Annotated in this window: 21 protein-coding genes; 4 read left to right on the top strand and 17 right to left on the bottom strand. The window is 62.3% G+C overall.

What is annotated here, in order from left to right:
• Position 1 precedes the first annotated feature (1 nt).
• Genes ABIE53_RS24765 through ABIE53_RS24740 form a run of 6 tightly spaced genes read right to left on the bottom strand, consistent with a single transcriptional unit; the run spans position 2 to position 8894 of the window.
• The gene (locus ABIE53_RS24765; protein WP_006049182.1) at positions 2-1042 is read right to left on the bottom strand and encodes an EpsG family protein; all 1041 of its coding nucleotides are present in this window, start codon (positions 1040-1042) and stop codon (positions 2-4) included.
• 49 nt (positions 1043-1091) lie between these two features.
• Entirely contained in the window at positions 1092-3245 is a 2154-nt protein-coding gene (locus ABIE53_RS24760; protein WP_192699378.1) for a glycosyltransferase, read from the bottom strand.
• Entirely contained in the window at positions 3242-5506 is a 2265-nt protein-coding gene (locus ABIE53_RS24755) for a polysaccharide biosynthesis tyrosine autokinase (RefSeq protein ID WP_192699379.1), read from the bottom strand. The genes ABIE53_RS24760 and ABIE53_RS24755 overlap by 4 nt, the downstream gene beginning before the upstream one ends.
• Positions 5503-5997, bottom strand: a complete 495-nt coding sequence (locus ABIE53_RS24750; RefSeq protein ID WP_192699380.1) for an arsenate reductase/protein-tyrosine-phosphatase family protein — start codon at positions 5995-5997, stop codon at positions 5503-5505. Before ABIE53_RS24750 ends, ABIE53_RS24755 begins: the two co-directional genes overlap by 4 nt.
• Positions 5998-6052: 55 nt before the next feature.
• Positions 6053-7726 (bottom strand): hypothetical protein, encoded by a 1674-nt coding sequence (locus ABIE53_RS24745; RefSeq protein WP_192699381.1) that lies wholly within the window; start codon positions 7724-7726, stop codon positions 6053-6055.
• Positions 7727-7775: 49 nt separating this feature from the next.
• Positions 7776-8894 (bottom strand): polysaccharide biosynthesis/export family protein, encoded by a 1119-nt coding sequence (locus ABIE53_RS24740; protein ID WP_374710203.1) that lies wholly within the window; start codon positions 8892-8894, stop codon positions 7776-7778.
• Here ABIE53_RS24740 and ABIE53_RS24735 point away from each other — a divergent pair.
• Positions 8794-9033, top strand: coding sequence for a hypothetical protein (locus tag ABIE53_RS24735; protein WP_244231101.1), 240 nt, complete (start codon positions 8794-8796; stop codon positions 9031-9033). The genes ABIE53_RS24740 and ABIE53_RS24735 overlap by 101 nt on opposite strands.
• Here ABIE53_RS24735 and ABIE53_RS24730 read toward each other — a convergent pair.
• Positions 9030-10442 carry an undecaprenyl-phosphate glucose phosphotransferase gene (locus tag ABIE53_RS24730; RefSeq protein WP_310074511.1) on the bottom strand — a complete coding sequence of 471 codons (1413 nt, stop codon included), beginning with the start codon at positions 10440-10442 and terminating at the stop codon, positions 9030-9032. The genes ABIE53_RS24735 and ABIE53_RS24730 overlap by 4 nt on opposite strands.
• A 441-nt stretch (positions 10443-10883) precedes the next feature.
• Here ABIE53_RS24730 and ABIE53_RS24725 point away from each other — a divergent pair, with 441 nt between their 5' ends.
• Positions 10884-11861 carry a 2-dehydropantoate 2-reductase gene (locus ABIE53_RS24725; protein ID WP_006049175.1) on the top strand — a complete coding sequence of 326 codons (978 nt, stop codon included), beginning with the start codon at positions 10884-10886 and terminating at the stop codon, positions 11859-11861.
• 106 nt (positions 11862-11967) lie between these two features.
• Here ABIE53_RS24725 and ABIE53_RS24720 read toward each other — a convergent pair whose 3' ends face one another.
• From ABIE53_RS24720 to oxlT, 3 genes are all read right to left on the bottom strand, one after another.
• Positions 11968-13419: an aldehyde dehydrogenase family protein gene (locus ABIE53_RS24720; protein ID WP_192699383.1), complete on the bottom strand. Its 1452-nt coding sequence runs from the start codon at positions 13417-13419 to the stop codon at positions 11968-11970.
• An 87-nt stretch (positions 13420-13506) separates the two neighbouring features.
• Positions 13507-14532 carry a LysR family transcriptional regulator gene (locus ABIE53_RS24715; protein WP_053859567.1) on the bottom strand — a complete coding sequence of 342 codons (1026 nt, stop codon included), beginning with the start codon at positions 14530-14532 and terminating at the stop codon, positions 13507-13509.
• Positions 14533-14577: 45 nt separating this feature from the next.
• Positions 14578-15930 (bottom strand): oxalate/formate MFS antiporter, encoded by a 1353-nt coding sequence (gene oxlT, locus ABIE53_RS24710; RefSeq protein ID WP_006049172.1) that lies wholly within the window; start codon positions 15928-15930, stop codon positions 14578-14580.
• A gap of 362 nt (positions 15931-16292) precedes the next feature.
• Here oxlT and ABIE53_RS24705 point away from each other — a divergent pair, with 362 nt between their 5' ends.
• Positions 16293-17240, top strand: coding sequence for a LysR family transcriptional regulator (locus ABIE53_RS24705; RefSeq protein ID WP_006049171.1), 948 nt, complete (start codon positions 16293-16295; stop codon positions 17238-17240).
• A 96-nt stretch (positions 17241-17336) separates the two neighbouring features.
• Positions 17337-17645 carry a hypothetical protein gene (locus ABIE53_RS24700; protein ID WP_107709029.1) on the top strand — a complete coding sequence of 103 codons (309 nt, stop codon included), beginning with the start codon at positions 17337-17339 and terminating at the stop codon, positions 17643-17645.
• A 65-nt stretch (positions 17646-17710) separates the two neighbouring features.
• Here the strand turns inward: ABIE53_RS24700 and ABIE53_RS24695 are convergent, their stop codons facing one another.
• The 7 genes from ABIE53_RS24695 to ABIE53_RS24665 form a co-directional block, all read right to left on the bottom strand.
• Positions 17711-18460 (bottom strand): NAD(P)(+) transhydrogenase (Re/Si-specific) subunit beta, encoded by a 750-nt coding sequence (locus tag ABIE53_RS24695; RefSeq protein ID WP_192699384.1) that lies wholly within the window; start codon positions 18458-18460, stop codon positions 17711-17713.
• Positions 18461-18523: 63 nt separating this feature from the next.
• Positions 18524-19351 (bottom strand): fumarylacetoacetate hydrolase family protein, encoded by an 828-nt coding sequence (locus ABIE53_RS24690; RefSeq protein WP_114156888.1) that lies wholly within the window; start codon positions 19349-19351, stop codon positions 18524-18526.
• Between the two features lie 97 nt (positions 19352-19448).
• Positions 19449-21644: an acetate--CoA ligase family protein gene (locus ABIE53_RS24685; RefSeq protein WP_192699385.1), complete on the bottom strand. Its 2196-nt coding sequence runs from the start codon at positions 21642-21644 to the stop codon at positions 19449-19451.
• Between the two features lie 100 nt (positions 21645-21744).
• Entirely contained in the window at positions 21745-22992 is a 1248-nt protein-coding gene (gene frc / locus ABIE53_RS24680; protein ID WP_006049166.1) for a formyl-CoA transferase, read from the bottom strand.
• A gap of 24 nt (positions 22993-23016) precedes the next feature.
• Entirely contained in the window at positions 23017-24780 is a 1764-nt protein-coding gene (locus tag ABIE53_RS24675) for a thiamine pyrophosphate-binding protein (RefSeq protein ID WP_006049165.1), read from the bottom strand.
• Between the two features lie 550 nt (positions 24781-25330).
• Positions 25331-26050, bottom strand: a complete 720-nt coding sequence (locus ABIE53_RS24670) for a GntR family transcriptional regulator (RefSeq protein ID WP_006049164.1) — start codon at positions 26048-26050, stop codon at positions 25331-25333.
• Complete coding sequence (locus ABIE53_RS24665) at positions 26028-26246, bottom strand: hypothetical protein (protein ID WP_006049163.1); 219 nt, start codon at positions 26244-26246, stop codon at positions 26028-26030. Before ABIE53_RS24665 ends, ABIE53_RS24670 begins: the two co-directional genes overlap by 23 nt.
• Positions 26247-26583: the final 337 nt, after the last annotated feature.

The following is a 26583-nucleotide window of genomic DNA, read 5'->3' as shown; positions in this document are numbered from 1 at the left end:
ACTACTCCATATTCTGCAATTCTGGCGCTGCGCGATAAGGCAGGAATGGCGATGCGCCACGACCTTCTTCATCGCTCATGTTGTGGATTCGTCCCGCGAGTGCGATGAGACCGATGGCGAACAGCCACGCCGCCAACCTTGTGTTCATCCGCCCCGTCGGCGGAGCAAACTGACGCCAAAGCACAACCAGCATCAGATAGACGAGAATCAGCTGGAAGCGGATGCCCGCATACGTGACCTGTGTCATGCCGTAAAGCGCCGCTGCCAGCACGGCAAAAATCATCCAGCCGACGGGTGGAATCGCGAACTGCCGCCGATGCATGACCATGACGCCCAGCATGAGCAACTGGATCAACAGGAACAGCAATCCAGACGTTGCATTGGGCGCTTCGATGCCGGTGTAAAGACTCGTCTTGTCGGCGAGGTAGCCTGGGACCAGCAACGACCCGCCGGCGACAGCTAACGCCGCACCGACGAACATGATCGTGTGCCCGCGCCGCGTGGTCGCGACAAAGAGCAGGAACAGCAATGCCGATGAGAAATGCACACACGTCCCGACCACCGCGAAGATGAAATACCGAAGCGGCTTTCGCTGCGGCGAGAAGCGCGTGGCCAGCAGAAAGATCGAAGCCGCAAGGCCGAATCGCATCACGTTCATGGTCAGTTCATAGAACATGCCGGGCACGAGCACGAGGCCGCCGAACCAGATGCCATGACGACTGCGTGAAATGGACCAGAGCAACAGCAGCGCGGTTGTCATCGACACGCTGTTGACGACGAAGCGCGGGTCGGGCTCGATAGCCCAGAGAAGCCTCGCATACGCATTGAACAGCGGCTCGCCGCCATAGCCGTTCCCCTGGCCCAGATCGGCGAACGCCTGGTAGTAGGCGGCCGTGTCGGTGCCGCAATGGCCGCGCAAGACCGCGAGCGCGACCATCGGCAGCGCACACGTCACAATGACAGCGGTGCTGGTTCCACCGTACGCAACGCACAGCGCGACGCCGAGATAGAAGAACAGCAACGGCACAAGGTAGTACGTCATGAGCCGCACCACCCCGCTTGTCGTGTTGCGGGAATCGCCGCTATGCGTCTCACGCAAACCTCCGTGACAGCAGGCAGCGCCGCAGATATTTCGCGCCGCTCAACGCAGAAAAGCACAGCCATTCACCAGGACCGATCACTCGTCGACGGCGCAAGCGCAGGTAGTTGTCCTGCTCGCCTTTCTGGATTTTCAGGAGCTGGGCGCTCAGTCCGGTTTGCGCGCCGAACTGCGCCTTGTAAATGTACGAAAGCGCGAAAGGGAACAGATAGGCCTCGCCTCCCTCCACGAGCACCACTTCCAGCAACATGAAATAGTCTTCGGCGTGGCGCTTGTTTTCATCGAAACGTGCGCCGACGTCCGCGCGCATCAAAATGCTCGAGGGCGTGAAGCGGTTCGAGAACAGAACGCGTCGCCGCGATACGCGGCGCGGGGCGACGACAGCCGGCCACGGTTGAGACGCCGGCAGACCGCCGGCTTCGAGTTGCGCCACGGGATGCCCCGTTATCGCGACCTCCGGATGCGCGCGCATCCACTTGTATTGCGTCGCCATTTTCGACGGATGCCAGCTGTCATCCGAGTCGAGGAACGCGATGTACGGCAGCGTCGTCGCGGACCATCCGGCGTTACGCGCCGCACCCGGCCCCGCGTTGCGCGGCTGCAGAAGTACGCGAAGCCAATTGCGCGGATAAATCTGCGCCAATTCGCGAAGCAATGCGCGCGTGCCATCCGTGCTGCAATCGTCGACCAGAATCAACTGCTGCGGACGGCATGTCTGCTCGAAGACGGATTGAACCGCACGCCCGATCGTGTCGCGGCAGTTAAAGCACGGAATGATCACGCACACCGGAATCTGTTCCGGAGGCATTGGCGACATGCTGCGTGCATCTGGCCGCGCGTCGATGCCGGATATCGGCTGCTGCCGTTCGCGGAACAGGAAGTGGCGAGCGCACAGCACGGACAGCACCGCCCACACCACTTCGCCCATCACCGAAGCGGCGGCTGCGCCGACAGTGCCCGCGACCAGCACGCCGATGAGTCCAGCGACCACGCTGAATAGCAGTGCGGCGGCGGCGCACCAGTTGCGCACGCGGACCAGGTTGCGGGTCGTCATCACGGACGACGCACAGACCGTTAAAAATCTGAACGGCGTGCTCAGTGCCATGATGACGACCACTTGCACCGCTTGCCCGTATTGCCTGCCAAACACCAGCGGGATGGCGACCGGCGCGAGCAGCGCCGCAATCGCGCCCAACGCGAGACCTGAGACGAACATCCATCTGCCGCCTTCCCGATACATCCGCTCGAGACGTTCGTCGCCCGATGCGGCCCATCGATGAAGACGCGGCATGAGCAGTTTCTGGAACAGAACCGTCGGCAACAGATAAAGCGCGCTAACAATCGTCAACGCGACGCTGTATGCGCCGACGTCCTGAGGTTCGCCCAGGTGCGAGACGATAACCAGGCCGCTTTGGCCGTACGCATAAAACAGCAGGCCGGATACACCGAAGGGCAGCGCGTTGCGCCAGAGTTCCATGACGGGCGGCGTCGGCAGTCCTTCGCGCGAAAATCGTTCCGCGAGTTTTGGTCCATGCCCGATCAGGTGCACCGCGCCGCTTCGCAGCGCCGAGACTGACTGCCATGCGCCGAGCGTCACGATGACGGCAATACAGCCAAAGCCGGCCGCGACAATCAGGCTGCTTGCGCCCAACCGCCAGCACACCAGAAGCAACATGAGACGTCCGGCATGCTGTAGTCCTTGCCACATTGCAACCCGGCCGAATTTTTCCTCCAGTTGCAACTTCACCGAGGCGATCTCGATTGCGCCTTGCGTCAGCACCGCCGGCAGCATGAATAACAGCAGTGCACCGGTCTGCGCATCCGGAGTGCCTAGCCATGCCCACAAGGCGGCAGCGAGAAGACACACCAGCGCGCTGCGGGTGACGAAACGCACGGATGCTTCCATCCATCGACTCGCGGACCAACCCTCGCTGCCGTACGCTTTGAGCCAGAACGACGGCACGCCGAACCCGACCGCCGGCGCAACGATAGTCACGACAGCGAGCGCAGCAGCGAACCGCCCGTAGTCCGCCGGCGACAGAGACCGCGCAAGCACTGCCTGCACGGCGAACGCCAGGCCCGCCGACATCGACGCGCTGACCAGCAGCACCGACGCAGCGCGAGCGTCACGGATGCGCGAATTCATTCTTGCGCTCCGTCCATCATCGGACGCGCATCTTCACCTCGTGAGCGCCCGTAGAGGTACGTGCCATAGGTGGTGCCATTGCGGAAGCGCCCTGCATGACGATCGATTCCGTTGAGCACAACGCCCTTCACCGCAACGCCCACATGCTGCAAGCGGCGCATGCACTCTTCCATTTCCGCAGCCTTCGTGACCGAGGCGCGAGCGACCAGGAAGATGTTGCCGTTTGAATATGGCGCGAGAATCGCCGCATCGGGCACCGGCAACAGCGGCGCGGTGTCGACGACCACGAGGTCGTAGCGCGCGGACAACGCCTTGAAAAGATCGCCTGTGCGTTCACTACCGAGGTGGTCGGCCGCATTCGGCGGCATCGCGCCAGCCGGCAGGAAGTCGAGCGTCGAGCGCTCCAGCTTGCGGATCGACGCGTCCAGTTTGCCCATGTCGGCGATCACGTCGGACAGTCCGACTGCCGAAATGCAGCCGTATGCGCGAGTGAGTCCGCAGCGTCTCAGGTCGCCGTCGACCAACAGGACACGTTTGCCAGTGCGGGCCACGACCGCGGCGACGTTGGACGCGATAAACGATTTGCCCACATTCGGCGACGGCCCGGTGAACATCACGACGTTACCGCCGCCATCGGACAATGAAAACTGCAGCGCAGTGCGCAGACTGCGCAAACTTTCGATTGCCGGATCTGCTGGGTCGATAAAAGCAAGCGGACGCCGCGGACGCGTTTCCCGACCGAAGTATCCAGACCAATGGAATCCGCCCCTGCGTGCCACCGGCACCACGGAGAGCACATCGAGACCTGTGCGCTCCGCCAGTTCGCGGGAATCCGAAATCCCATGGAACAGAAGGTCGCGAATAAACGCGGCGCCGACCGCTGCAAGTAACGCGACGGCGACGACCGCGAGGCACAGCAGAAAACGCCAGAAGCGAACCGGGCGGTCGGGCAACAACGCCTCGTCGAGAACGCGGACGTTGCCGACCCGTCCCACTTGCAGAATCTGCAGTTGTTCGATGTTGTTCAGCAAACCCACGTATAGATCGTTGCTGATCTTGACGTCGCGCTCCGCCTTCACCACCTGGCGCTGCATCTCCGGCAGGCCGTCGATCTGTTGATTGAGTCCACTCGACTGCGATTGCAGAACTGCTAGCTGTCTATCGAGAGCCATCACGGTCGGGTTGGTCGGCGCAAAACGCGTCAACGCTTCGGCTTTCTTCTGCTGCAGCGTGGCGACCTGTATCTCATTGTCGGCCGCTAGTTGCAGTACTTTTTTGGCTTCGCCTTCAAGGTCCACCGATCCAAACTTGCTGCGGATTACCGCATAGGCTTTTTCCGCGCTGTCCAGTCTGTCGCGCAAGCCAGGCACCTGGCCGCGCAGGAACGCGAGCGACCGCGCGGCCTGCTCGGCTTTGCGCGCCTCGTTCTGCTCCAGGTAGTGTTGTGCGAGATGGTTGAGCACCTCGGTGATCCGTACCGGATCGGCGCCGCGCAACTTCACGCGCAGCACGTTGGAATCCTTTCCTTGTTCGCTGATCGAGAGGCTGTCCTGCAGCTTGCCGATCGTCTCGAGGCGCGATTGCCGCGTGAGCTTGAAGCGGGCACCAACCGCAGCATGCAACGCGCCGACGCACAACGTCAGCGGACCGTCATCGGTCATGAAGGTTTCGGTTGCGCCGAGCCGGCCGACCACATCCTGCTTCAACCCAGGTCCGGAGAGCCGGTACGCGCCCGCGTCAGCAACGGTCAACGAGTACGCCGATCCGATCAGTGCGCTGGGCGTGTCGAAGCGTTCGACGTACGCGCGCTCTTCACCCCACGTATAGCCGCCCATGCCCAGCAAACCGGGGCGCGATAATCCCTTGCTGGCGCGTGCGATCGCCCGGCCGACGAGTGGAAAGCGAACTGGCTCGGCTTCGATGTACAGGCCCAACTCGTCGACGACCGCAGCCACGACGAGCCGCGACCGCAGCACCTGCATCTCCGTATCGGCGGAAGACTTGACCTCGAGCATCGACGAAAGGTCCTGACCCAGCAGCGACGACGCGGTACTCGCACTGCTGCTCTCATCGACCTGAGTCACCATGTCCGCCTCGTACTGCGGATCGGAAAGCAGCACCGCGGCAAGGCCGAGAACACACAGCGTGCCGAAGATCCACAGCATCATGTGCCGGTAAAGCAGGAACACATCGAGAATCGCCGCAAGATCGAAATCCTTTTCGGCGTTGGCGGGCTCATGCAAAGCGCGGGACTGGTTCACTGTGCCACCCCCTCGACGTGGGCCGCGTCATCGCGATGACGATCAGCGGACCGCACGTTGAATTTGCCTAGCCGCTCTACCCAGTAGTCGATACCGACCGTCAAGCTCTCCCTGCACTGGCGAAACGCCGATAGGGACAAGCCCATGGGGTCGTCGATATCCATGTGGTCGAAGCCGCGCACGGAGAATATGCGGCCGCACATCGAGGGAAAAAGCCACTCAATGGTTTGCTTCTGCCGCGCGGTCATCGTAAGAATCAGATCTGCCCGGCTTGCCAGTTGCCAGGTCAACTGCTTTGCGCGGTGTTCCCGCATATCGACGCCGACTTCTGAAAGCACCGCGACGGCGTTGCTCGCCGCCGGTTGCCCGACCATCGCCGCAAGTCCGCAGGAATGTACGTGCACGCCCTCGATCTTCTGCTGTAAAAGAGCCGCAGCCATAGGGCTGCGGCATACGTTGCCTTGGCAAACGGTCAAAACGTTGGAGATCATCTGTCTTTGGTTCTGTATTGCGGTGTGCCGAGGAATTCGACTTCGCACACCGGCGTCATGACGAGCGCCATACCGCCAGTTCATCTATTTGCAACTGCCCCGTCCATCCAATGAAAGCGGCAGTGACCATCGCCTGCGTTGCGCCCGCTGGAACGGTTGCTTGCGCGGCCGGCAGTTCATGCGCGGCGCTTTGCGATTCGCTTGTGCTCAATGGAATGCCCGGCGCGGCATCGAAGTGGAACGCGAATTTCACGCGGCCCGTTACACCTGTCGTCGCTGCGCTGCAGGCCACGTTGAGGACGTCGCCCGGTACAACCGGGAAAGCGGCTCGCGTCGCCACGGAGAACCGCGCGTTGCCTGCATCAGGCAAGCTCACGTGGAGAGCCTGCTTTCGTTTCGCCGATGCGCTGCTCTGCGTAGCCGCAGTGGCGTCCGCAACTGGACCCGCAACCACAATGCTTCCTGCGAGTTCGGCACCTGCGGTCACCGATGCGCTCCAATGGGTGAGCGCGCCTACCGGTGTGCCGGGAGTGTCCAGTTCGAAAAGACTGTCGGCATTGATCACGCTTCCTCGCCAGGGCAGCGCGTGGACTTGCTGGAAGCTCATCGCTGACAGCGACTCCACGGACACTTCGTCACCGATCAAAGCCGTCAGGCTGCCTTGTGCCGGAGATTCGAATCGCCACTCGACGCCGGAAGCAGAAAGCTTCGCTTTGCCCGCCGCCAGTTGACGCGGTGCATTGCTCAAGTCCTTACGCTTCCAGTGCCTCGGCAGCACGATCGAATCGCGGAATACCGTGCGAAGATGTTTGCCCGCCTGCGTGGCATCGACCAGCAAGCCGTCGATACCTTCTATGTGGCAGTGATTGAAGGCGACCGTACCGAAACTCGCATGGGGCCCGAAATGCACGACGTCGCCGTTGAAGTCGAACGAACACGCGTCGAAAACGAAATCCATGCTGTCGGCGTCGATTGCAATGGCTCGCGCGGAACCGGAAAACGTGCAATCGGCGAAGGTCATCCGCTCACCGCTGTTGACGCTCTTTCCATCGGCGGATGCGACGCAAATACCATGTTCGCGGTTCTGCTCGAACCGGCACGAATGCCATGCACTCAGATAGGTATTGATGGGATCGATCGCGAGCGCTCCGCGCCAACCGGTGATCACAACGTTGCGGCCACCCGCGTCTCGTACCTCACCCGAAAACAAGGGCTGCCGATTGCCCATCACGACGCCCCGCCCTTCCGCGCGTGCCACGCCGGGGCCGAGGATCGAAATCGTGCCTCCCGCTCCATCGAGGAATGGCGAACGGTTGCCGGGGAAGCGCAATTCGGTCGACGGAAGCATCGTTTCGTTTCTGCACGTCAGGCCGTCGCGACCCACCGGCATCGTCGAGAAGTCGAGCAGAACGCTGCCCACTGAACGCAGCTTGATCCACGGCAAGGTGTCGATGGTGTCGGTCAGGACATATCGGCCGGCGGGAATCAGCAGGCTCGGCAAGCAGGAGGTGTCTTTCGTGCGTAGGCCGAGATCGCGCACAAAGTCGATCGCGCGCTGCAGCGTGCCCGTATCGTCGCTCGCACCCGCGCCCTTCCGCGCAAAATCATGCAGCCAGCGAAAGCCACCGGCAGCGTCGTTCCGCTGCGGCTCGCCCCATCCAGGCGAGACCGCGGATGCGCCGAGCACTGCCATCCCGGCCGAGAGTCCGATTGCGGAGCGGCGGTTCATCGTGCCGCTTCCCGCACGCATCCAGCCAGCACAAAGCGCAGTCTCAGGATCACTTCGCCACCAGCCCCGCGGTGAGCCCCGCGTTGATGGCCGGCAACAGCAGACTCAGCACGCGGCTAAAGCGAACGAGTCCGTTGCCGTCGACATAAACGATGTCTTTCGGTTCGAGTTCGAAGCGGTTGGCGAGGACCATCGAGACCGGCGAAGCGGCATCGAGATGAAAAATGCGCGCGTCTGCGCCGCGTCCGCGAATGACATAGAGATTCCCGGCATCCGCGGTCGCGGAACTGATGCTGCCCGCCTGCGAGAGTGCGTCGCTCAGCGTCATGCGACCGTTGCGCAGCGGCACTGCCGTGACGGGCTTGGCGACTTCACCCATCACGAACACGCCGCTTTCATCCCTCGCGGACACGCGAACCAGGTCGCCTGCACGCAGCATCAGCCTCGCAGGACTCACACCACGCTGCAACATGCGGACGAAGTTTATGTCGTACGACTTGCCGTCGCGAGTCAGCGTGATGCGGCTCTGATCCGCAGCAGGGCTGAAGCCGCCGGCATGGCTGATGGCGTCGTACAGCGTCGTCGGAATATCGTTGACCGCTTGCGCGCCGGCCTGCCGGACCTCGCCATCCACGTAGACCTGCTTCGCGCGGAACGACGCCATGCGAACCGTCACTTGAGGATCGCGAAACGACTTGCCGAGTTCCACGGCAAGCTTGCGTTGAACTTCTGCGACCGTCATGCCCTGGACGTGGATATTGCCGGCAAACGGGAATCGCAGGCTGCCGGTATCGTCGATGATGAATCCGGGCGGCGGATCGAACGCGCGCGCCGCCGCGGGCGAAAGTGAGCCGGATGCGGCCGCTAATTCCGGATGGTCCCAGACAGTGATTTGCAGCACATCGCCAGCGCCGACCGTATAGGCCGTCGCGTGCCCGAGAAGCGCTTCGACGCTTGCGTCGCTACGATGCTCGACCTCGCCTTCCATTTGATCGAGCGAAGCCAAGGTCACTTCGGTGACTGGCACGGGCAACTGCTCGCCCGGCGTCTGCTCGCTGCCGCTGGTCATGGGCAATGCGGCCGATTCCTCCATCCGCATACCGGGCGCCACCGCGCATCCGGTGGTCAGCAACGCGACCACGGTCATCAAGGCTCCGAGCCGATACATCGGCTGGGACAAAACTGCAACTGACATCGTACTCAACCTGTTCAAGCGGGCGCGCCGCAGCGCCGCCCTTGTCGACTGCATCGCGGCAGTCATGATTCGTGTTCGTTGGGCTGCACCCTTCCATCGAAATGCCGTTTAATAAGCATTCCGATCCACCAACCCCCTCACCACCGTCGCCGCGACAATCCGCATATCCAGCGCGAACGACCAGTTGCGCAGGTAATAAAGGTCGTGTTCGACGCGCGCCTGCATCTTCTCGACGCGATCCGTCTCGCCGCGAAAGCCGTTCACCTGCGCCCACCCGGTAATACCAGGCTTGATCCGGTAACGATGGATATAGCCATCGACGATCGTCCGGTACTGGTCGTCGTGCTCGATCGCGTGAGGGCGCGGACCGACCACCGACATCTGCCCGCGCAGCACGTTGAAAAACTGCGGCAGTTCATCGAGACTCGTGCGTCGCAGGAACGCGCCGACGCGCGTGATGCGCGGGTCCAGCCGGGTCGCCTGATGAACCACGCCGTTCTGCTGCGTGTGAACGCGCATCGAGCGAAACTTGTAGATGCGAAACACGTTGCCGTCGGCGCCCATGCGGCGCTGCGAGAACAGCACCGGGCCTCGCGACGTCAGCTTGATCGCGGCCGCGACGAGCAACATCACCGGCGACAGCGCAAGCAAAGCCGCCGCGGCAAATACGCGGTCGAACAGCGCCTTTTGCATCAGTGCATGAGGCGTCATCGGCGACGCCATCAGGTTGATCGCGGGCAGCCCCACCAGCTCGACCACGTTGCGATCGAACATGGCGAGAGCGCGCACATCGGGAATGAAGCGCAGGTTCACGAGGTCGCCGCTGAATTCCTCGACGATGCGCAGCACCGCGTGCTCTTGCGACATCGGCATCGCAAGCCACACTTCTTCGGTTCGCTCACGGCGCACCCAGTTTGCGAAGTCGCGCAACTCCGAGAACGACGACAGGCCCGGCTCCGCGACCGTTTCGCCGTGCAGCGGATCGAACGTCGCAACGGCGCGAAAACCGGAATCGGTCGAAGCCGCAATGCTCGCGAGCACGCCATCGCGATGCGCGCCGCTGCCGACCACCGCCACCATCCGCAGATTGCGTCCGGCTCGTCTGATGCGGCCAAGCATCGCGTGGATCAACAGACGCGAGGCGACGAGCAGCACCGCGGTGATGAGGGTCCATCGCACGCACCAGATTCTGGACAGCAGCCCCGCGCGATGAAGCAGAAACATCATCGCGAGCCCGCACAGTTGCACCACGATCCAGCCCGCGACGACGTTCAGCGTCAGATGCAGTTTCGAACGCCCGCGCCACGATTCATACACGCCGAACCACGGCAGCAGCATCATGGCGAGCGCCATGTCCAGCGCAACGAATGCGCCCTCGAGGACCGGATGCCCCTCTCCAGCCGGCAACAGGCGCGCAAGCGCCGCCGCCATCGCGATCATGAGCACATCCAGCAGGCGCGCGAGAGCGCTTTCCATATCGACGGATTCGCGGCCCATCGTTTGACGAAACACCGTACGCATGACTGTGCCTAACGGCCGGCGCGACGACATCGCGAAACCGCGCAGTCGCCATCACCGGACATACCAGTACGTCTGGGCACAAATACGGACACCATGGGGTTAGTCTCAACAAGAGCTATCTGAAAATGGACGGACGCGTCACTTCTTGAGTGAGGGCGCATTCTGCCCTTACGCTGAATGCTCAGGGACCAGAAATTTCCTAAGCCTGGCGGCTATTTGTCAGCTAGATAGACATCGGACGAGCCAAGGCGACGGAGAGACGTGAAGATGGGATGGCCGCGCCTCGCATGCCGCGGCTATAAGCGATCGCTTATGCAAAGCGCGAGAAACTTTAACTATCTGTATTGACGCCGCGCCCCTATGCTCAATCAGTGACCCTCCGTCGTGTCCGGCGACGCGCGGCATGGGCAAGCGACTTCTCATAGTCACAGGAGCGGCATCATGAAGATCTGCATCTTCGGAGCGGGAGCGATAGGCGGCTTGATGGGCGTGCAGCTTGCACGCGCCGGCGCCGACGTCAGTTTCATCGCGCGCGGCGCGCATCTCGCGGCAATGCGCGAGCACGGCGCGCGTCTGATCATGGACGGCGAGACAGTGAGCGCGCCGGTCCGCTGCACGTCCGATCCGCGCGAGCTAGGCGTACAGGACGTCGTCATCATCACGTTGAAGGCGCACTCGCTGCCCGGCGTGGTCGACTCAATGCAGCCGCTGCTCGGCAAGCACACGGCCATCGTGACCGGCGTGAACGGCATTCCGTATTGGTACTTCTATCAGCACGGCGGCAAATTCGCGGGCACGCGCCTCGCGAGCGTCGATCCGGACGGCAGTCAATGGACGAAGCTCGGCCCCGAACGCGCGATCGGCTGCGTGCTCTACCCGGCCGCGGAGATCGTCGAGCCTGGCGTCATCAAGCATGTGTACGGCAAGAAGTTTCCGATCGGCGAGCCGAGCGGCGAACGCACGCCGCGCATTCAGCAATTCCACGAGATCATGCAGGCCGCGGGTTTCGAGGCGCCGATTCGCGACAACATCCGCGACGAAATCTGGCTGAAACTGTGGGGCAATCTGTGCTTCAACCCGATCAGCGCACTGACGCACGCGACGCTCGACGTGCTCACGAGCGACCCCGGCACACGCGCCGTCTCGCGCACGATGATGCTCGAAGCGAAGCGCATCGCGGATCAGTTCGGCGTGCACTTTCGCGTCGATGTCGAAAAACGGATTGACGGCGCGGGCGCGGTGGGCGCGCATAAAACGTCGACGCTGGTCGATCTGGAAAACCGGCGGCCGATGGAAATCGATCCGCTGCTGACCGTCGTGCAGGAAATGGGGCGGCTCGTCAACGAACCGACGCCGACCATCGACGTCGTACTCGCGCTCGTCAAGTTGCGCGAGCGCATGGCCTTGCAGGGCGCGTGAGCGCGTTCGCGTTTATCGCGTTGGCCGTCGTGGCTGGATGATGGTAGGTGCAAAAGGATCGGACGGCGTCCGATCCTTTTTTATTGCGCCGTTATTACCGCTATCGCTACTGCTCGATCGCGAGCCAGACCGCCTTCGGCTCGGTGAAGTTTTCAATCGCGACGTCGCCGTGTTCGCGGCCGAAACCCGAATCGCCGGAACCGCCCCACGGCAGACGCACGTCGGTGTAGCCATACGTGTTGATCCAGACGGTGCCTGCCCGCAGGTCTCTCGCCACGCGATGCACGCGGCCAATGTCCGCGCTCCACACGCCGGCCGCGAGGCTATACAACGTGCCGTTGGCGATACGGATCGCGTCGGCTTCGTCGTCGAAACGAATCACGCTTGCCACCGGTCCGAAGATCTCCTCCTGCGAGATTCGCATTTCGTGTTCGACGTTGGCGAATACCGTCGGCTCCACAAAGAAGCCGCGTTCCCCGACCCGCGCCCCGCCCGTCACGAGCGATGCGCCTTCCGATCGCCCCGCATCGACATAACCGAGCACGGTCTTCATTTGCGCGGCGGAGATGAGCGGGCCCATCGACGTTTCGCGCAGCGACGGATCGCCGACCTTGATCGACTTCGCTCGCGCGGCGAGCCGGTCGACCACTTCGTCATAGACATCGCGATGCGCGAGAATGCGCGAGCCCGCCGAGCACACCTGGCCGGTGTTGAAGAAGATGCCCGACGCCGCGGCTCGCACTGCGTTGTCGAGATTCGCATCGGCAAAAATCAGGTTCGCCGATTTGCCGCCGAGTTCGAGCGTCACGCGCTTGAAGTTGCTCGCCGCGCCTTGCAGAATGCCGCGCCCGACCGAAGGCGAGCCGGTGAACGTGACCTTGTCCACGCCCGGATGCGCGACGAGCGCGTCGCCGACCACGCGTCCCTTGCCGGTGACGATATTCAGGACTCCCGGCGGTAGGCCCGCTTCGAGCGCGAGTTCGCCGATACGCAACGCGCTGAGCGGCGTGATCTCCGCGGGCTTGACGATCAGCGTGCAACCGCACGCGAGCGCGGGCGCGATTTTCCACATGCCGATCATCAACGGGAAATTCCACGGCACGATGGCCGCGACCACGCCGACCGGTTCGCGGATCGTATAGGTCAACGCGTCCGGGCGAACCGGCACGACCTGGCCGTTGATCTTGTCGCACCAGCCGGCGTAGTACTCGAGCGTGTCGATCGCGGCCGGAACGTCCTGGCGCATGACAGCAGCAATCGGCTTGCCGGCGTCGAGGCTTTCGAGCGCGGCGAGTTCGTCGAGATTCGCGCGCATCAGGCCGGCGAGGCGGCCAAGAATGCGGCCGCGCTCCGCCGCCTTGATGCCGTTCCACACTTTCAAAGCGGCGCGCGCTGCGATAACCGCTGTGTCGACGTCGGCCGCGCTGCCTTGGGCCACATGCGCGATCGGCTCTTCGGTGGCCGGATTGATATCGACGGAATATTCGCCTGTGCCCGGCGGCAACCGCTTGCCGTCGATCAGCAGATCATGGCGCCTGAGGTCGGTGTCAGTGTCCATCGTAAAGCTCCTTGCATTGAGATGTTGCGTGGCTGAGTGCTGCAAACCGGTCCGGGGATGACCGGTGCGCGCAAGGACCAGGCGGCGCTACGGCTCGTGAAGCGCCGCGCCGCTGCGCGCGGCGACGGGCCATGAAGAATCGGAGACTGTGTGAGAAGCCGGACTTGTGTTTGCCTCCGGGTTTGCCTCGCGGTTCGCCTCGACGCTCGCGCTGCTCGACAACGCCCCGCCCTGCTCGGCAAACTGCGCCCACGCAGCCGCGGCATTCGGCCTGAGCGAGCGGTTGCGGCGATGCACGAGCAGCGTGGTCAATGTCGCCTCGGGTGCGAGAGGCCGGCTCACGAGCGACTCGCCCACGGCGGGCCAATGCGAGTCGACGGGCAGCACGCCGACACCGAGCCCGAGTTCGACCATGCGCAGCACAGCCGCGACGTGCCCGAATTCCTGCACCGGACGCCGCTTCAAACCGTTTGCATTGAACGCGCGATCGAGCGCCGCGCGCACGCCGGCGTCGGCGTTCAGCGTGACGAGCGCCCAGTCGTGCAACGCATCCCAGGCGACGCTCGCGTGTCGGGCAAGCGGATGAGTCGGCGGCATCACGGCATGCAGCGGCGTCGTGAAAACGACTTGCGCATGCAATTGATCGCTGACGAGCGGCTCGGCCAGCGAGACCACGCCGAAATCCACCTCGCCGTGCTCGACGCTCGCAAGCACACCGCTTTGCGCCTGGTCTTCGACGGTAACGAGAAGTTCGGGGAATGCGGACGCGCAGCGCGCGAGTCCCTGTGCGACCCAACTGGACGACAACACCGGATTGCTCGCCAGCGCGACCACACCGCGATGGCCTTCGTAAGCACCGCGTTCTTCGCGCAACGTCAGATCGATTTCATCGAGCAGGCGGCCGATTCTTCTTTCGAGGCTCGCGCCTGCATGCGTCAGTTGAACCTGGCGCGTCGTGCGGTCGAACAGCTTCAGATCGACCGCGTCTTCCAGTTCACGCACGCAACGGCTCACTGCGGACTGCGTCAGATCGAGTTCGCGCGCCGCGCGCGTGAAGCTGCGTTCACGCGCGACGGCGACAAACACCTTGAGTTGCTGCAACGAAACGTTCATGACGTAGTGGCCGGCGCGCGGCTTGCCGGCCTGTTCCTGTTGTTCCTATTCGCCGGTTTGCTCGGGCCAGTGGCTAAGACGCGAGGCCTTGCCGTTCCCATTACCGGCGACGGCCAGCACGCCTGGCGACGGCTCGTCCTGCGAGTGGATCCAGCGCGAGCGCATCGGCGCGAGGATGAACTTCGCGGACACGCCCGCGGCAATCGTGATCACTGCGGACACCGTGAACACGAGGCTCCATCCGCCGGTTGCCGACAGCACCGATGCAATCGGCACCAGCAGCGAGGCCGTGCCCTTCGCGGTGTACAACGTGCCCGCGTTCGCCGCCGCATACTTGCTGCCGAAGGTGTCGGCGCAGATCGCCGGGAAGATCGAGAAGATTTCGCCCCAGAACAGGAAGATCAACGCGGCGAACGTCATGAACGCATACGGGTTCGTGCCGTACTCCATCATGCCGAGCAACGCGAGTCCTTCCCCAATGAAGATCATGAACATCGTGTTTTCACGGCCGATCTTGTCGGAGATGAAACCGCACAGCGGACGCGTGAAGCCGTTGCAGACGTTGTCGATGGAAAGCGTGGCTGTGAGAAGCGGCAGCGTGACGCCGAAGATCGTCATCGGAATGCGCGCGAGGCCCCAGTCTTTCGCAATTGGGCCGATCTGCGCAGTCGCCATCAAGCCGCCGGCTGCCACCGCGACGAACGACACGTAGATCACCCAGAACACCGGCGTCTTGATCATCTGGCCGGGCGTGAGATCGACCTTCGACACGGAGAACTTTCTCTTCGCCGGCGTGTGCTTACTCAACACCGGTTTCACCAGCAGCATCGCGAGCAGCAGAATCGCGACGCCCTGCAAGATGCCGAAGAAGAAGAACGTGTGCTCATAGCCCGAGCGCGTGATCATGTTCGCAATCGGAATCACGGTGACTGCCGCGCCCGCGCCGAAGCCCGCTGCCGTGAGACCCGCAGCCAGACCGCGCCGGTCGGGAAACCATTTCAACGCGTTGCCGACGCATGTTCCATACACGCCGCCCGCGCCGATACCCGCGATCACCGCGGACGTATACAGCATGGGCAAGGTCGTCGCATACGAGTTCATCACCCACGCGAGGCCCGCGCATACCGCGCCGCCTGCCACCACGGGCCGTGGACCGAACTTGTCGACGAGCCAGCCCTCGAGCGGCACGAGCCACGTTTCAGTGAGAATGAAGATGGCAAACGCCAGTTGAATCGAGGCCTGGCCCCAGTGATGCCGCGCGTCCATCGGTGCGACGAAGAGCGTCCATGCGTACTGCAAATTCGCCACCAACGCCATGCACACCATGCCGATGACGAGTTGCCACCAACGGTTCGCCCAGAATACGCGGGCCGCGGTCTGTTGAGTGATGTCGTCCATGTGCCTTGTCTCCGCAATTATTTAGTGCAGCCGGCCAAAGCGCCGTGCTGTATGTGTCCCACCTTATCGTTATGACCCGGAAAGCCTTGCAATCCGGGAATGTTTAATATTTGAGTCTTTAAAGCGCTTCCTTTAAAAAGCGCTTTATTCATCGCCTTTTGGAAGTTCTTAATTCCGACTAATCCGTTTTGTTGTTTTCCGCCAATCTGCCGCCTGGTCCCGCCACGCCAGAAATCCAAGCGTTAACCCGAGTGTTCCGTGGCAGCTTCGCCTTGTTTACAAACCCATGCTAGGGTCATTGCTGAATTACTAATAATTAAAGTTTGTTATTATGTTGATTCACATTTGCTTATACATCGGTCATGACGATGCGCAATGCCACGCTGCGTCAATTGAAGGTGTTCGAGACCGTGGCGCGCCACTTGAGCTTTTCGCGCGCCGCCGAGGAACTGCATCTCACACAGCCTGCCGTCTCCACGCAGGTTCGTCAGTTGGAGGAGCATGCGGGGCTGCCGCTCTTCGAACAGCTCGGCAAAAAGATCTACCTCACGCCGGCCGGCACTGAAATGCTGCACTACAGCCGCGCGATCATTCAGCAGTTCCACGAAGTCGACGAAGCGATGAGCCAGTTGAAGGGCGTCTCCGGCGGCAAGCTGAATGTCGCGGTGATCAGCGCAGGCGACTACTTTTTCCCGCGGCTGCTCGCCGAATTCACGCGGCGCTATGCGGGCGTCGTGCTGAACCTCGCTGTCCACAATCGCGAGGAGTTGTTGCATCAGCTCGCGACCAATCAGACAGACCTCGCGGTAATGGTGCGCCCGCCGCACGAGATGGACGCCACTAACGAGCCGTTCGCGCCTCATCCGTATGTCATCGTGGCCGCGCCCACGCATCCGCTCGCGCACAAGCGCAACATCAAGATCAGCCAGTTGGCGAACGAGGCGTTCATCGTGCGCGAGCGCGGCTCGGACACGTGGAATTCGATGGAAGAAGGTTTTGCGGGCCGACTGTCGAATCTGAAGATTGCGATGGAGATCAAAAGCACCGAGACGATCAAACAGGCGGTGATTGCCGGCATGGGCATCGCGTTTTTGTCTGCGCATACCATCAGCCTCGAGTTGCAACTGGGCCATCTCGTGGTGCTCGATGTCGAGAGCTTTCCTGTGATGCTCAACTGGTACGTGGTTCATCGCAAGAACAAGCGCCTGCCGCCGGTGGCGGTGGCGTTCAAGCGCTTCCTGATGGAGGAAGGCGCGAACCTCATCGAGAAGATCACTCGTGTGAAGGAACTGAGCGTCTATAAGCAATAGGCTATGGAGATCCAATAAAACTTTAACTATTGCAAATCGTTCGGTACTTCTATGCTGCAAGCTAGTTTCATCACTTGACAGCCCAGGAGGCCGATCATGAACCATGCTTCGGTTGCGACTCATGCCAGCGCACGCACCACTGCGCGCGCTTCCGCCGATCATTCCAACGACCCGCATCTGAGCGCCTATAACGCGGCGTTCAGCGACCTCGGGCTGCGCTTTCGCTGGGACCACGCCACGCTCGACGTGCTGAGCGAATTCAATAGCGAGGCCGCGCGGATTACCGCATACATCGAGCGGTTTCATGGGCATCTGCATCGCGCCTATGATCCGGACTTTCTCGCGCAATTGATCCTGCAGAAGAAGGCGCAGTACTTTAGTGAATTCGCGGCTTTGGGCGAGTGAGCGGATGGGCGGGAATACGTTCCCGCCTTTTATCGCGGCAGTTGCCTGATTGATCGGGTTCGCGTTCATGGATGCCGGCTTACCGTGGATCGGTTGGACAGGCGCCGTGCCGCGCATGCCTGAATCTTCCGTTGCCTGCTGCCGTTGCTGTCGCTGTTATGCCAGCGTCGGCCGTGACGGTATGCTGCCGCGCGCACCATGACGTGCATTGGGCTGACTTCTTCTGCGTCTTCTCGCCACTTCATTGGCATGTCGGCGCGAGCGCCATACGCGTGCGTTTTCGCATGCTTCTTCGAATACTCGCGGCTCATCATCACATGCACACCGATCGACGAAGCCAGCGCGCTCATCGCGAGCAACGCGGTGAGCCCGAACGGCTGCGCCGCTTCGGTGACGAAGCCATAGCCGAGCCATCCGCATAACAGCAGCGCGACCGCATTGACGACGTCGTGCCCGCGACGCGCCGTCACGCGAAGCGGCAACAGCCCGTGCAATTTGCAGAATGCGATCGCCGATGCCGCGAAGATCAACGCGCCGGCGAACACCGCCGCATAGAGTTCGATCCGCTCGGGAATCGCGAGATTGGCCTGGTTTCCTGGCGACAGATAACGCGCGACGCCGACGGATACGACGGATAAACCCATGCCGCTCGCGAGCAACGCGGCGAGCGCGGGTCGTCGTGTGAGATTGCGACGGCGCACGACGGATGCACCGGCGAGCATTGGGCCGAGCGCGCAGGCAAGCAATGCAGCACACGCAGCCGTCAGCGAGACGAGCATTCCAAGCCACACGGTACTATCCGACGCTTGCGGCACGCGCGCTCCTTCCGTGTTGTTGCAACCCGCGGACTTGTGGCCCGCGGATCGACCGATCGTTCTTCAAACGAGTCCCGCCGTAACGCCTGTTGCAGTAACGCCCGGCCCCGGCGCTTCGCGTGCCGCGGCTTGCAACGTATTGCGCAGCGTGCCGATTCCATCGATAGAAATAGACACCGTCGCGCCATCCTTGATCGACCCAACTCCCACCGACGTACCGCACGCAATCACATCACCCGGCTCCAGTGTGAGATCCTGCGAAATGAGGCTCACCTGCTCGGCCGGCGAAAACACCATGTCGGAGAGCGGATAGTTTTGCCGCTCGACGTCGTCGAGCATCGTCACGAGATGCGCGTTTTGCCAGTCGAAACCCGAGACGATTGCCGGTCCGATACAACAGAACGTATCGAAGCCTTTCGCGCGGCACCATTGCGGAAAATGCGGATTCTCGTTGAGCAGATCGGCCGCGGTCACGTCGTTGACGAGCGTGTACCCGAAGATCGCTTGAGCAGCTTCTTCGACGTTCGCATCGCGGCAGCGCCGGCCAATCACAATGCCGAGCTCGCCTTCATAGACGATCTTGCCCGCGTAGCTCACGGGCCGCCGGATCGGCTCGCCTGAGCCGATCACCGAGCCCGCCGGCTTCAGCAGAAAAAGCGGATGCGCGGGCACCGGCTTGTCGAGCTTCGCGGCAAGCGCGTGAAAGTTATTCCACAGTGCGACGATCTTGCCAGGCGCGCAAGGCGCGAGCGGCGTCAGCGCGCGCGTCGATAACACGGCGCCGGTCGGCACCGGTTGATCGAGACTTTCGTACTCGTGCAGATAAGCACCTTCGACGCGGCCGAACACCACACCGCCGTCGCTGGACATGAAACGCATCCACGTATCCATACGCCGCTCCTTGAGCGCTTCGGCACGATCTTCTTCGCGAGTTGCAAACGACAATCGACTGTCGCGAAGAAAACCGTGCCGCCTTCCGTTTGACGCGTCAGATCAGGCCGGCGCCGCGTGCCCACTGATACTTTGCACCGAGCACCGCGACGGGAATTTCCGTCGAATAGGCGTACGCGGGAACACCATGCGCGTACAGATATTCGGCGGCTTCTTCCACCTGAACGTCGCCCGCGAGCGAGGCCACGATCGGCTTCTCGATGCCGCGCGCTTTCATCTCCTCTTTCACCTCGACGACGAGGCGCGCGAACACCATCGGCGGCGTGATGATGGTGTGCCAGTAGCCGAGGATGATCGCGTGAATGCGCGGGTCTTCGAGGCCGAGCCGGATCGTGTTCTGATACGTGGACGGCGGCTCGCCACCCGTGATGTCGACAGGATTGCCCGCCGCACCGAACGGCGGAATGAACTTGCGGAACGCAGCGTCGAGATCGGCGGGCATGGTCATCAGCGACAGACGGTTGTCCACGCAAGCATCGGACAACAGCACGCCCGAGCCGCCCGCGCCCGTGATGATCACCACGTTCTCGCCCTTCGGCGTCGGCAGCTTCGGAATGCCGCGTGCAAATTCGAGCAGGTCGCGCAGCGAGCGAGCGCGGATCACGCCGCATTGCTTGAACACGTCTTCGTAGATGCGATCGTTGCCTGCAAGCGCGCCCGTGTGCGAACTCGCCGCGCGCGCGCCGAGACTCGTGCGGCCCGCCTTCAGCACCACGACCGGCTTCTTCTTCGACACGCGCGCCGCCGTTTCCGCAAACGCGCGACCGTCTTTCAGGTCCTCGCAATGCTGCGCGATGATGTCGGTGTTCTCGTCCTGTTCGAAGAACGTCAGCAGATCGTCTTCGTCGATATCGGACTTGTTGCCGAGCCCGACAATCGCCGACACGCCCATCTTCGCCGAACGCGAGAAGCCGATGATCGCCATGCCGATGCCGCCCGATTGCGACGACAACGCCGCCTTGCCTTGCACATCGTACGGTGTGCAAAACGTTGCACACAGATTCTTCGGCGTGTAGTAGAAGCCGTAAATATTCGGCCCCATCAGGCGAATATCGTATTCGCGCGCAATCGCCACGATTTCCTGCTGGCCTTCCACGTTGCCTGTTTCGGCAAAGCCCGACGGAATCAGCACCGCGCCCGGAATGTGCTTCTTGCCGACTTCCGTCAACGCGCCGGCGACGAACTTCGCGGGAATCGCAAACACAGCGACGTCGATATTCCCCGGCACGTCCAGCACACTCTTATAGGCCTTGTGGCCCATGATCTCGTCGGCCTTCGGGTGGATCGGATAGATCTCGCCCTTGTAGCCACCGTTGATCAGGTTCTTCATCACCGAGTTGCCGATCTTGCCGTCTTCCGCCGATGCACCGATCACCGCGACCGAATCCGGCTTCATGATGCGGTTCATTTGCCGCACGATGTCTTCCTGACTCGGCCGATAGCGCTCTACCGGCGGGGCGAAATCGAGCACGATGCGCACGTCGGCGGCAATCGCACCACGCTTGCTCGCGAACACCGGGTTCAGATCCAGCTCGGAGATTTCAGGGAAGTCCGACACGAGCCGCGAGACGTTTTCGATCAACCCGGCGAGCGCCTCGCGGTCGACCGGTTCGCCGCCGCGCACGCCCTTGAGCATGTCGGCAGCCGCAATGCCGTCGAGCATCGAGCGAGCGTCGTCGCGCGTGGCCGGCGCGAGGCGGAACGTGATGTCCTTCAGCACTTCGACCAGCACGCCGCCAAGACCGAACGCGACCAGCTTGCCGAACGACGGATCGGTCACCGCGCCGACAATCACTTCCTGCCCGCCGCCGATCATCTGCTGCACCTGCACGCCAAGCAGATTCGCGTTGGCGTTATAGCGCTTCGCGTTCTCCATGATCGTGGTGAATCCTTGCGCCACGTCCGCAGCGTTCTTCACGCCGACGAGCACGCCGCCCGCTTCGGTCTTGTGCAGAATTTCCGGCGAGACGATCTTTAGTACCACTGGAAAACCGATGTCCGCCGCGAATTGCGCGGCTTCGTCCGCGGTCGTCGCAAGCGCTTCCTTCGGCACCGAAATGCCGTAGACGTCGCACACGAGTTTGCCTTCCGGCGCGGTCAGCGAGTTGCGGCCTTCGGCTTTCGCGTGATCGAGAATGTGCCGCACGACGTCCTTGTTGGCGACCTGCGCGCGGTCGTCCGGCGTGTGTGCGGTACCGCGTTCTTTCAGTGAGAGCGTGTCTTCGTATGCCATGTCCTGCCGTCTCCAATGCGGGTTCGAAAGGCGCCGCCCGGCACCGCGCTCGCCTGAATGGCGAGCGGCGGGCGGCCTGCACTACGGGTTTTTCTATGCGCTAGATGGCGCCAGCGGTGCGCAGTGCGCTGATCTGCTCGGGCGAGTAGCCCAGTTCCGCCATGACTTCGTCGGTATGTTCGCCAAGCAGCGGCGAGCGCTTCACTTCGGTCGGGCTATCGGACAGTTTGATAGGATTGCCAACGGTCAGATATTTGCCGCGCGTCGGATGATCGACTTCGACAATCGTGCCGGTCTTGCGCAGCGAGGGCTCCTCGGCGATCTCTTTCATCGACAGAATCGGCCCGCATGGAATGTCGTACTTGTTGAGAATCTGCATCGCCTCGAACTTGGTCTTGGTCATCGTCCAGCGTTCGATTTCCGCGAAAATGTCCTTCAGACGCGGCAGGCGTGCGGCGGGCGTCGCGTAATCGGGGTCCGTGGCCCACTCTTCCTTGCCGATCACGTTGCAGATCTTGGCCCACACCGGCGCCTGCGTGATGAAGTAGATGTACGCGTTCGGATCGGTCTCCCAGCCCTTGCATTTCAGAATCCAGCCCGGCTGGCCGCCGCCCGACGCATTGCCCGCGCGCGGCACCGCTTCGCCGAACTTGCCGTTCGGATATTGCGGATACTCCTTCATCACGCCGGTGCGTTCGAGCCGCTGCTGATCGCGCAGCTTCACGCGGCACAGATTGAGCACGCCGTCCTGCATCGCAGCGAGCACGCGCTGGCCGCGGCCCGTCTGCGTGCGCTGATAAAGCGCGGTGACAATGCCGAGCGCGAGATGCAAGCCCGTGCCGCTATCGCCGATCTGCGCGCCGCTGACGACCGGCGGGCCGTCGTCGAAACCCGTGGTGGACGCCGCGCCGCCCGCGCATTGCGCGACGTTCTCGTAGACCTTGCAGTCTTCGTACGGACCTGGGCCAAAGCCTTTCACCGACGCGACGATCATGCGCGGATTCAGCTCCTGGATGCGCTCCCACGTAAAGCCCATGCGATCCAGTGCGCCCGGCGCGAAGTTCTCCACCAGCACGTCGCATTTCTGGATCAGTGCCTCCAGAACCTGCTTGCCTTCGGGGTTCTTCGTATCGATCGTGACCGAGCGCTTGTTGTGATTGAGCATCGTGAAGTACAAGCTGTCCACGTCGGGAATATCACGCAGTTGCTCGCGCGTGATGTCGCCGGCGCCGGCCCGCTCCACCTTGATCACGTCCGCGCCGAACCACGCCAGCAATTGCGTGCAGGTCGGGCCCGATTGCACATGCGTGAAATCGAGAATGCGCACGCCGTCGAGTGCTTTGCCCATGTCGTGTCTCCTAAGGTGTCCGTATTACTTGTACATGGTCTGATTCTTGGTGCCCGGCGCATACTCGCGCGGATCGACCCAGATGTTGACGACTGCGGAGCGGCCGGTGCGATGGATCGACTCGCGTGCACGCTGCAATGCGCTTGCGATCTGCGCGGGATCGCGCACTTCCTCGCCGTAGCCGCCGAGCATTTCGGCGAACTTGCTGAACGGCACATCGCTCAGCAGATTGCCGACGTTGCCGCGCTCGTCGCCGTATTTGGCGAGCTGGCCGTAGCGGATCTGGTTCATCGCCGAGTTGTTGCCGATCACCGCGAGGTACGGCACGCCGAAGCGGTTGGCCGTTTCCATGTCGAACGCGGTCATGCCGAACGAGCCGTCGCCGTAGTAGCACAGCACTTCCTTGTTCGGATGCGCGATCCCCGCTGCGAGCGCAAAGCCGGTGCCGACGCCGAGCGAGCCGAGTGCGCCTGGGTCCATCCATTGACCAGGGCGGCGCGGGCGAACCGCTTGGGCGGAAATTGTCACGACGTCACCGCCGTCGCCGATATAGATCGTGTCGTCGGAAAGGAACTCGTTGAGTTCATAAGCGACGCGGTACGGATGAATCGGCGTGCTGTTGGACTTGAACAGCGGCATCAGTTTTTCGGTCGCGGTTGCTTCGGCATCCTGAAGTTGCGCCATCCACTTGCGGCGTGCCTGGCGCTTGTCGTCCTTCAGGCGACCGCTCGCGGCTTGCAGCACCGCAGCGAGAATCGCGCCCGGATCGCCGACCAGACCAAGGTCGATGTCGCGATTCTTGCCGACTGTCCGGTAGTCCATATCGATCTGCACCAGCGTCAGTTCCTTGCTGATGCGCTTGCCGTAGCCCATGCGGAAATCGAACGGCGTGCCGACGACGATCAGCACGTCCGCATTCGCAAACGCCTGCGAACGCGTGCGATCGAAGTGATGCGGATCGCCCGGCGGCAGCAAGCCGCGGCTCGCGCCGTTGAAATAACCAGGAACGTCGAGACCGCGCAGCAATGCAATCGCTTCCTCGTGACCGCGCGCGGTCCACACCTGCTGTCCGTACAGGATCGCGGGGCGCTCGGAATTGACGAGGATGTCGGCCAGTTTCTCGATGTCGCGCGGATCGCCAATCGACTTCGTCGACGCGCGATAGTGCCCCGGCTGCGGCACGACGGCGCGCGTGAGTTCGACTTCACGGTCGAGCACATCGCGCGGAATTTCCAGGTAAGCCGGGCCGGGCGCGCCGTTGAAGCACTCGCGCGCGGCCATCGAGATCATGTCCGCGACGCGCTCCGTGCTCGACACGCTGGCGGCGAACTTCGTGATCGGCGACATCATGTCGACGTGCGGCAGGTCTTGCAGCGAGCCCATCTTGTGCTGCGTCAGCGCGCCTTGTCCGCCGATATGCAGCACCGGGCTCTCGGAGCGAAATGCCGTCGCGATGCCGGTCACCGCGTTCGTGCAGCCGGGGCCGGCCGTCGTGACCACGCAGCCGAGCTTGCCGGTCTGGCGCGCGTAGCCGTCTGCTGCGTGCGCCGCGACCTGCTCGTGGCGCACGTCGATGATGCGAATCCCTTCGTCCACACAACCATCGTAAATGTCGATGATGTGGCCGCCGCACAGCGTGAAGATCGTATCGACGCCTTCGTTTTTCAGCGCTTTCGCGACCAGATGGCCGCCCGAAACGACGCCCGCGTTGCGCGTCTTTTGCTTGAGCGTGTCTTCGGCCGTGGTGCTGCTCGTGGCGGAGTTCAGGGATGAAACAACTGCAGACATGGTCGTCTCCTGTGTGTCGACCGGCTTGGCGCGTCAGTGCTTGCGCCGGTCCCGTGCTTTGCATCGGCCGGTGTTGCGCATTAGCGCTTGCGCCGGCCCCATGAAAGACTGCTGCTTATCGGTTGTGCAACGCTTCTCAGAACATGCCGCCCTGCTTGCTCACATACGGTATGTGATATATCAGATTCAGGCAAGGACGATTTCATGCTCCGGGTCCGCTCTGCGTTTCTGCTGCAATCCCTGCGGGACATGGGAAAGCGGCTGTTTCGAGATCCGCTTTCGGCCTTCCGCAAGGGAAAACACTGAGCGCTGGTTAAGATCGCTCACTGTTGATATATCACATACCACATTTCACCAGACGTCAAGCGCGGTGTTTCCCTACGCAGCGCGGACAAACGAAAAAAGCCCGCGGTGCGTGAACACCGCGGGCTTCAATGCCTGCGTGACTTGGTTGCTACAGTGACGGGCGCGGGCAGGCCCGGCGAAACTCCGCGCCGAACGCCAGACGTGCTTAACGTACCTAACGCCGCACGCTACGCCTATTCAGCCGTCAATCGAGAAAATCGCAGTTCTTCTCCACGAAGGCCGCCAGATCGAGCGAATGCTGGCGCGTAAGACGCTCGGCCAGTTCGGTATCGCGCTTCTCGAGCGCCTCGATAATGCGCAGATGATCGACGATGGACCGCGACGCGCGATCGCTCTGCGAGATGGTCATGCGCCGGATAGCGCGCACGTGGATAAAAATATTCTTGATGGTGTCGAGAATGATCTGCGACTTCGACAACTCGACGATCGACTGGTGAAACGCGATGTTCGCGTCCGAATACTCGGCGATGTGCTCGGCCGGCGTGGCGTCGCGGAAATTGTCGAACATGTGCCGCAGGCGAGCGATTTCCTCGTCTGTGGCGCGCTGGGTCGCCAGACGTGCGGCCATGCTTTCCAGCGCGGCCCACATGTGAATCATCTCGACGATCTCGCGCTTGCTTTTGCGGACGATGTAAATGCCGCGCCGCGGCACCATGCGCAGAAAGCCTTCCTGCTCGAGCAGCGTCATCGCCTCGCGCACAGGCGTGCGGCTGACGCCAAGCGTCTCGCTGAGCACGCGTTCGTCCAGACGGATTTCGTCGCGCGTCTGGTAGATGTCCGCATCGGCAATCGCCTGGCGCAGCATCGCATAAGCCTGATCGCGCAAGCTCGCGCTTGCGCCGATAGGCTGCAACGACAACGTCAAAGGTGTTGCCACCGCTTCAGTTTGAAGTTCCGACGACATTCATCGCCTCTGGTTGAACATGCATACGATAAGGCGCCACCGCTGCCCCACGTTGCTCGCTCAATCCGACGAAACGGCCATGTTGCGCTGCAAGTTGCGCGACAGGCTGCGGAATCCAGCGAGCGATAAGAACCGTGGCGGCACTGCCCAAGCCCACAACAGCGACGGCCAGCAGCGAGAGAGGAACAAATTCCATTTGTAGCTCCAACTGATTGAGTGATCGAATGACTCAATCATATGCTGCATCGCCGCAAAAATCAATATTGTGTATGTAGTATATCAGTGACTGTTGTTTTTCGATCAATGACTACGGTAGCATGCGCCGCGTTCTCCCGCCTGCCGCTTGTTGCCGGCGCGCCGCGGCTCCGTGTATACGCCAGGAACGCGCGCTATTCGCGCAGACGCGTTCGACTATCGCGCAATCCACGTCGAGTGCCGATTGTGCGGCAAGCGCAGCGTCATTAATCTTCCGCACAACCTGCAAGCGATCGGCGGCCCGCAGAAGGCGCCGACGCCGCGCCGCCAGCACGCGG

Source organism: Paraburkholderia sp. OAS925 (genome assembly GCF_040543975.1).
In the GTDB taxonomy this organism is placed as follows: domain Bacteria; phylum Pseudomonadota; class Gammaproteobacteria; order Burkholderiales; family Burkholderiaceae; genus Paraburkholderia; species Paraburkholderia graminis.
This window is presented reverse-complemented; position numbering and strand designations above follow the sequence as displayed.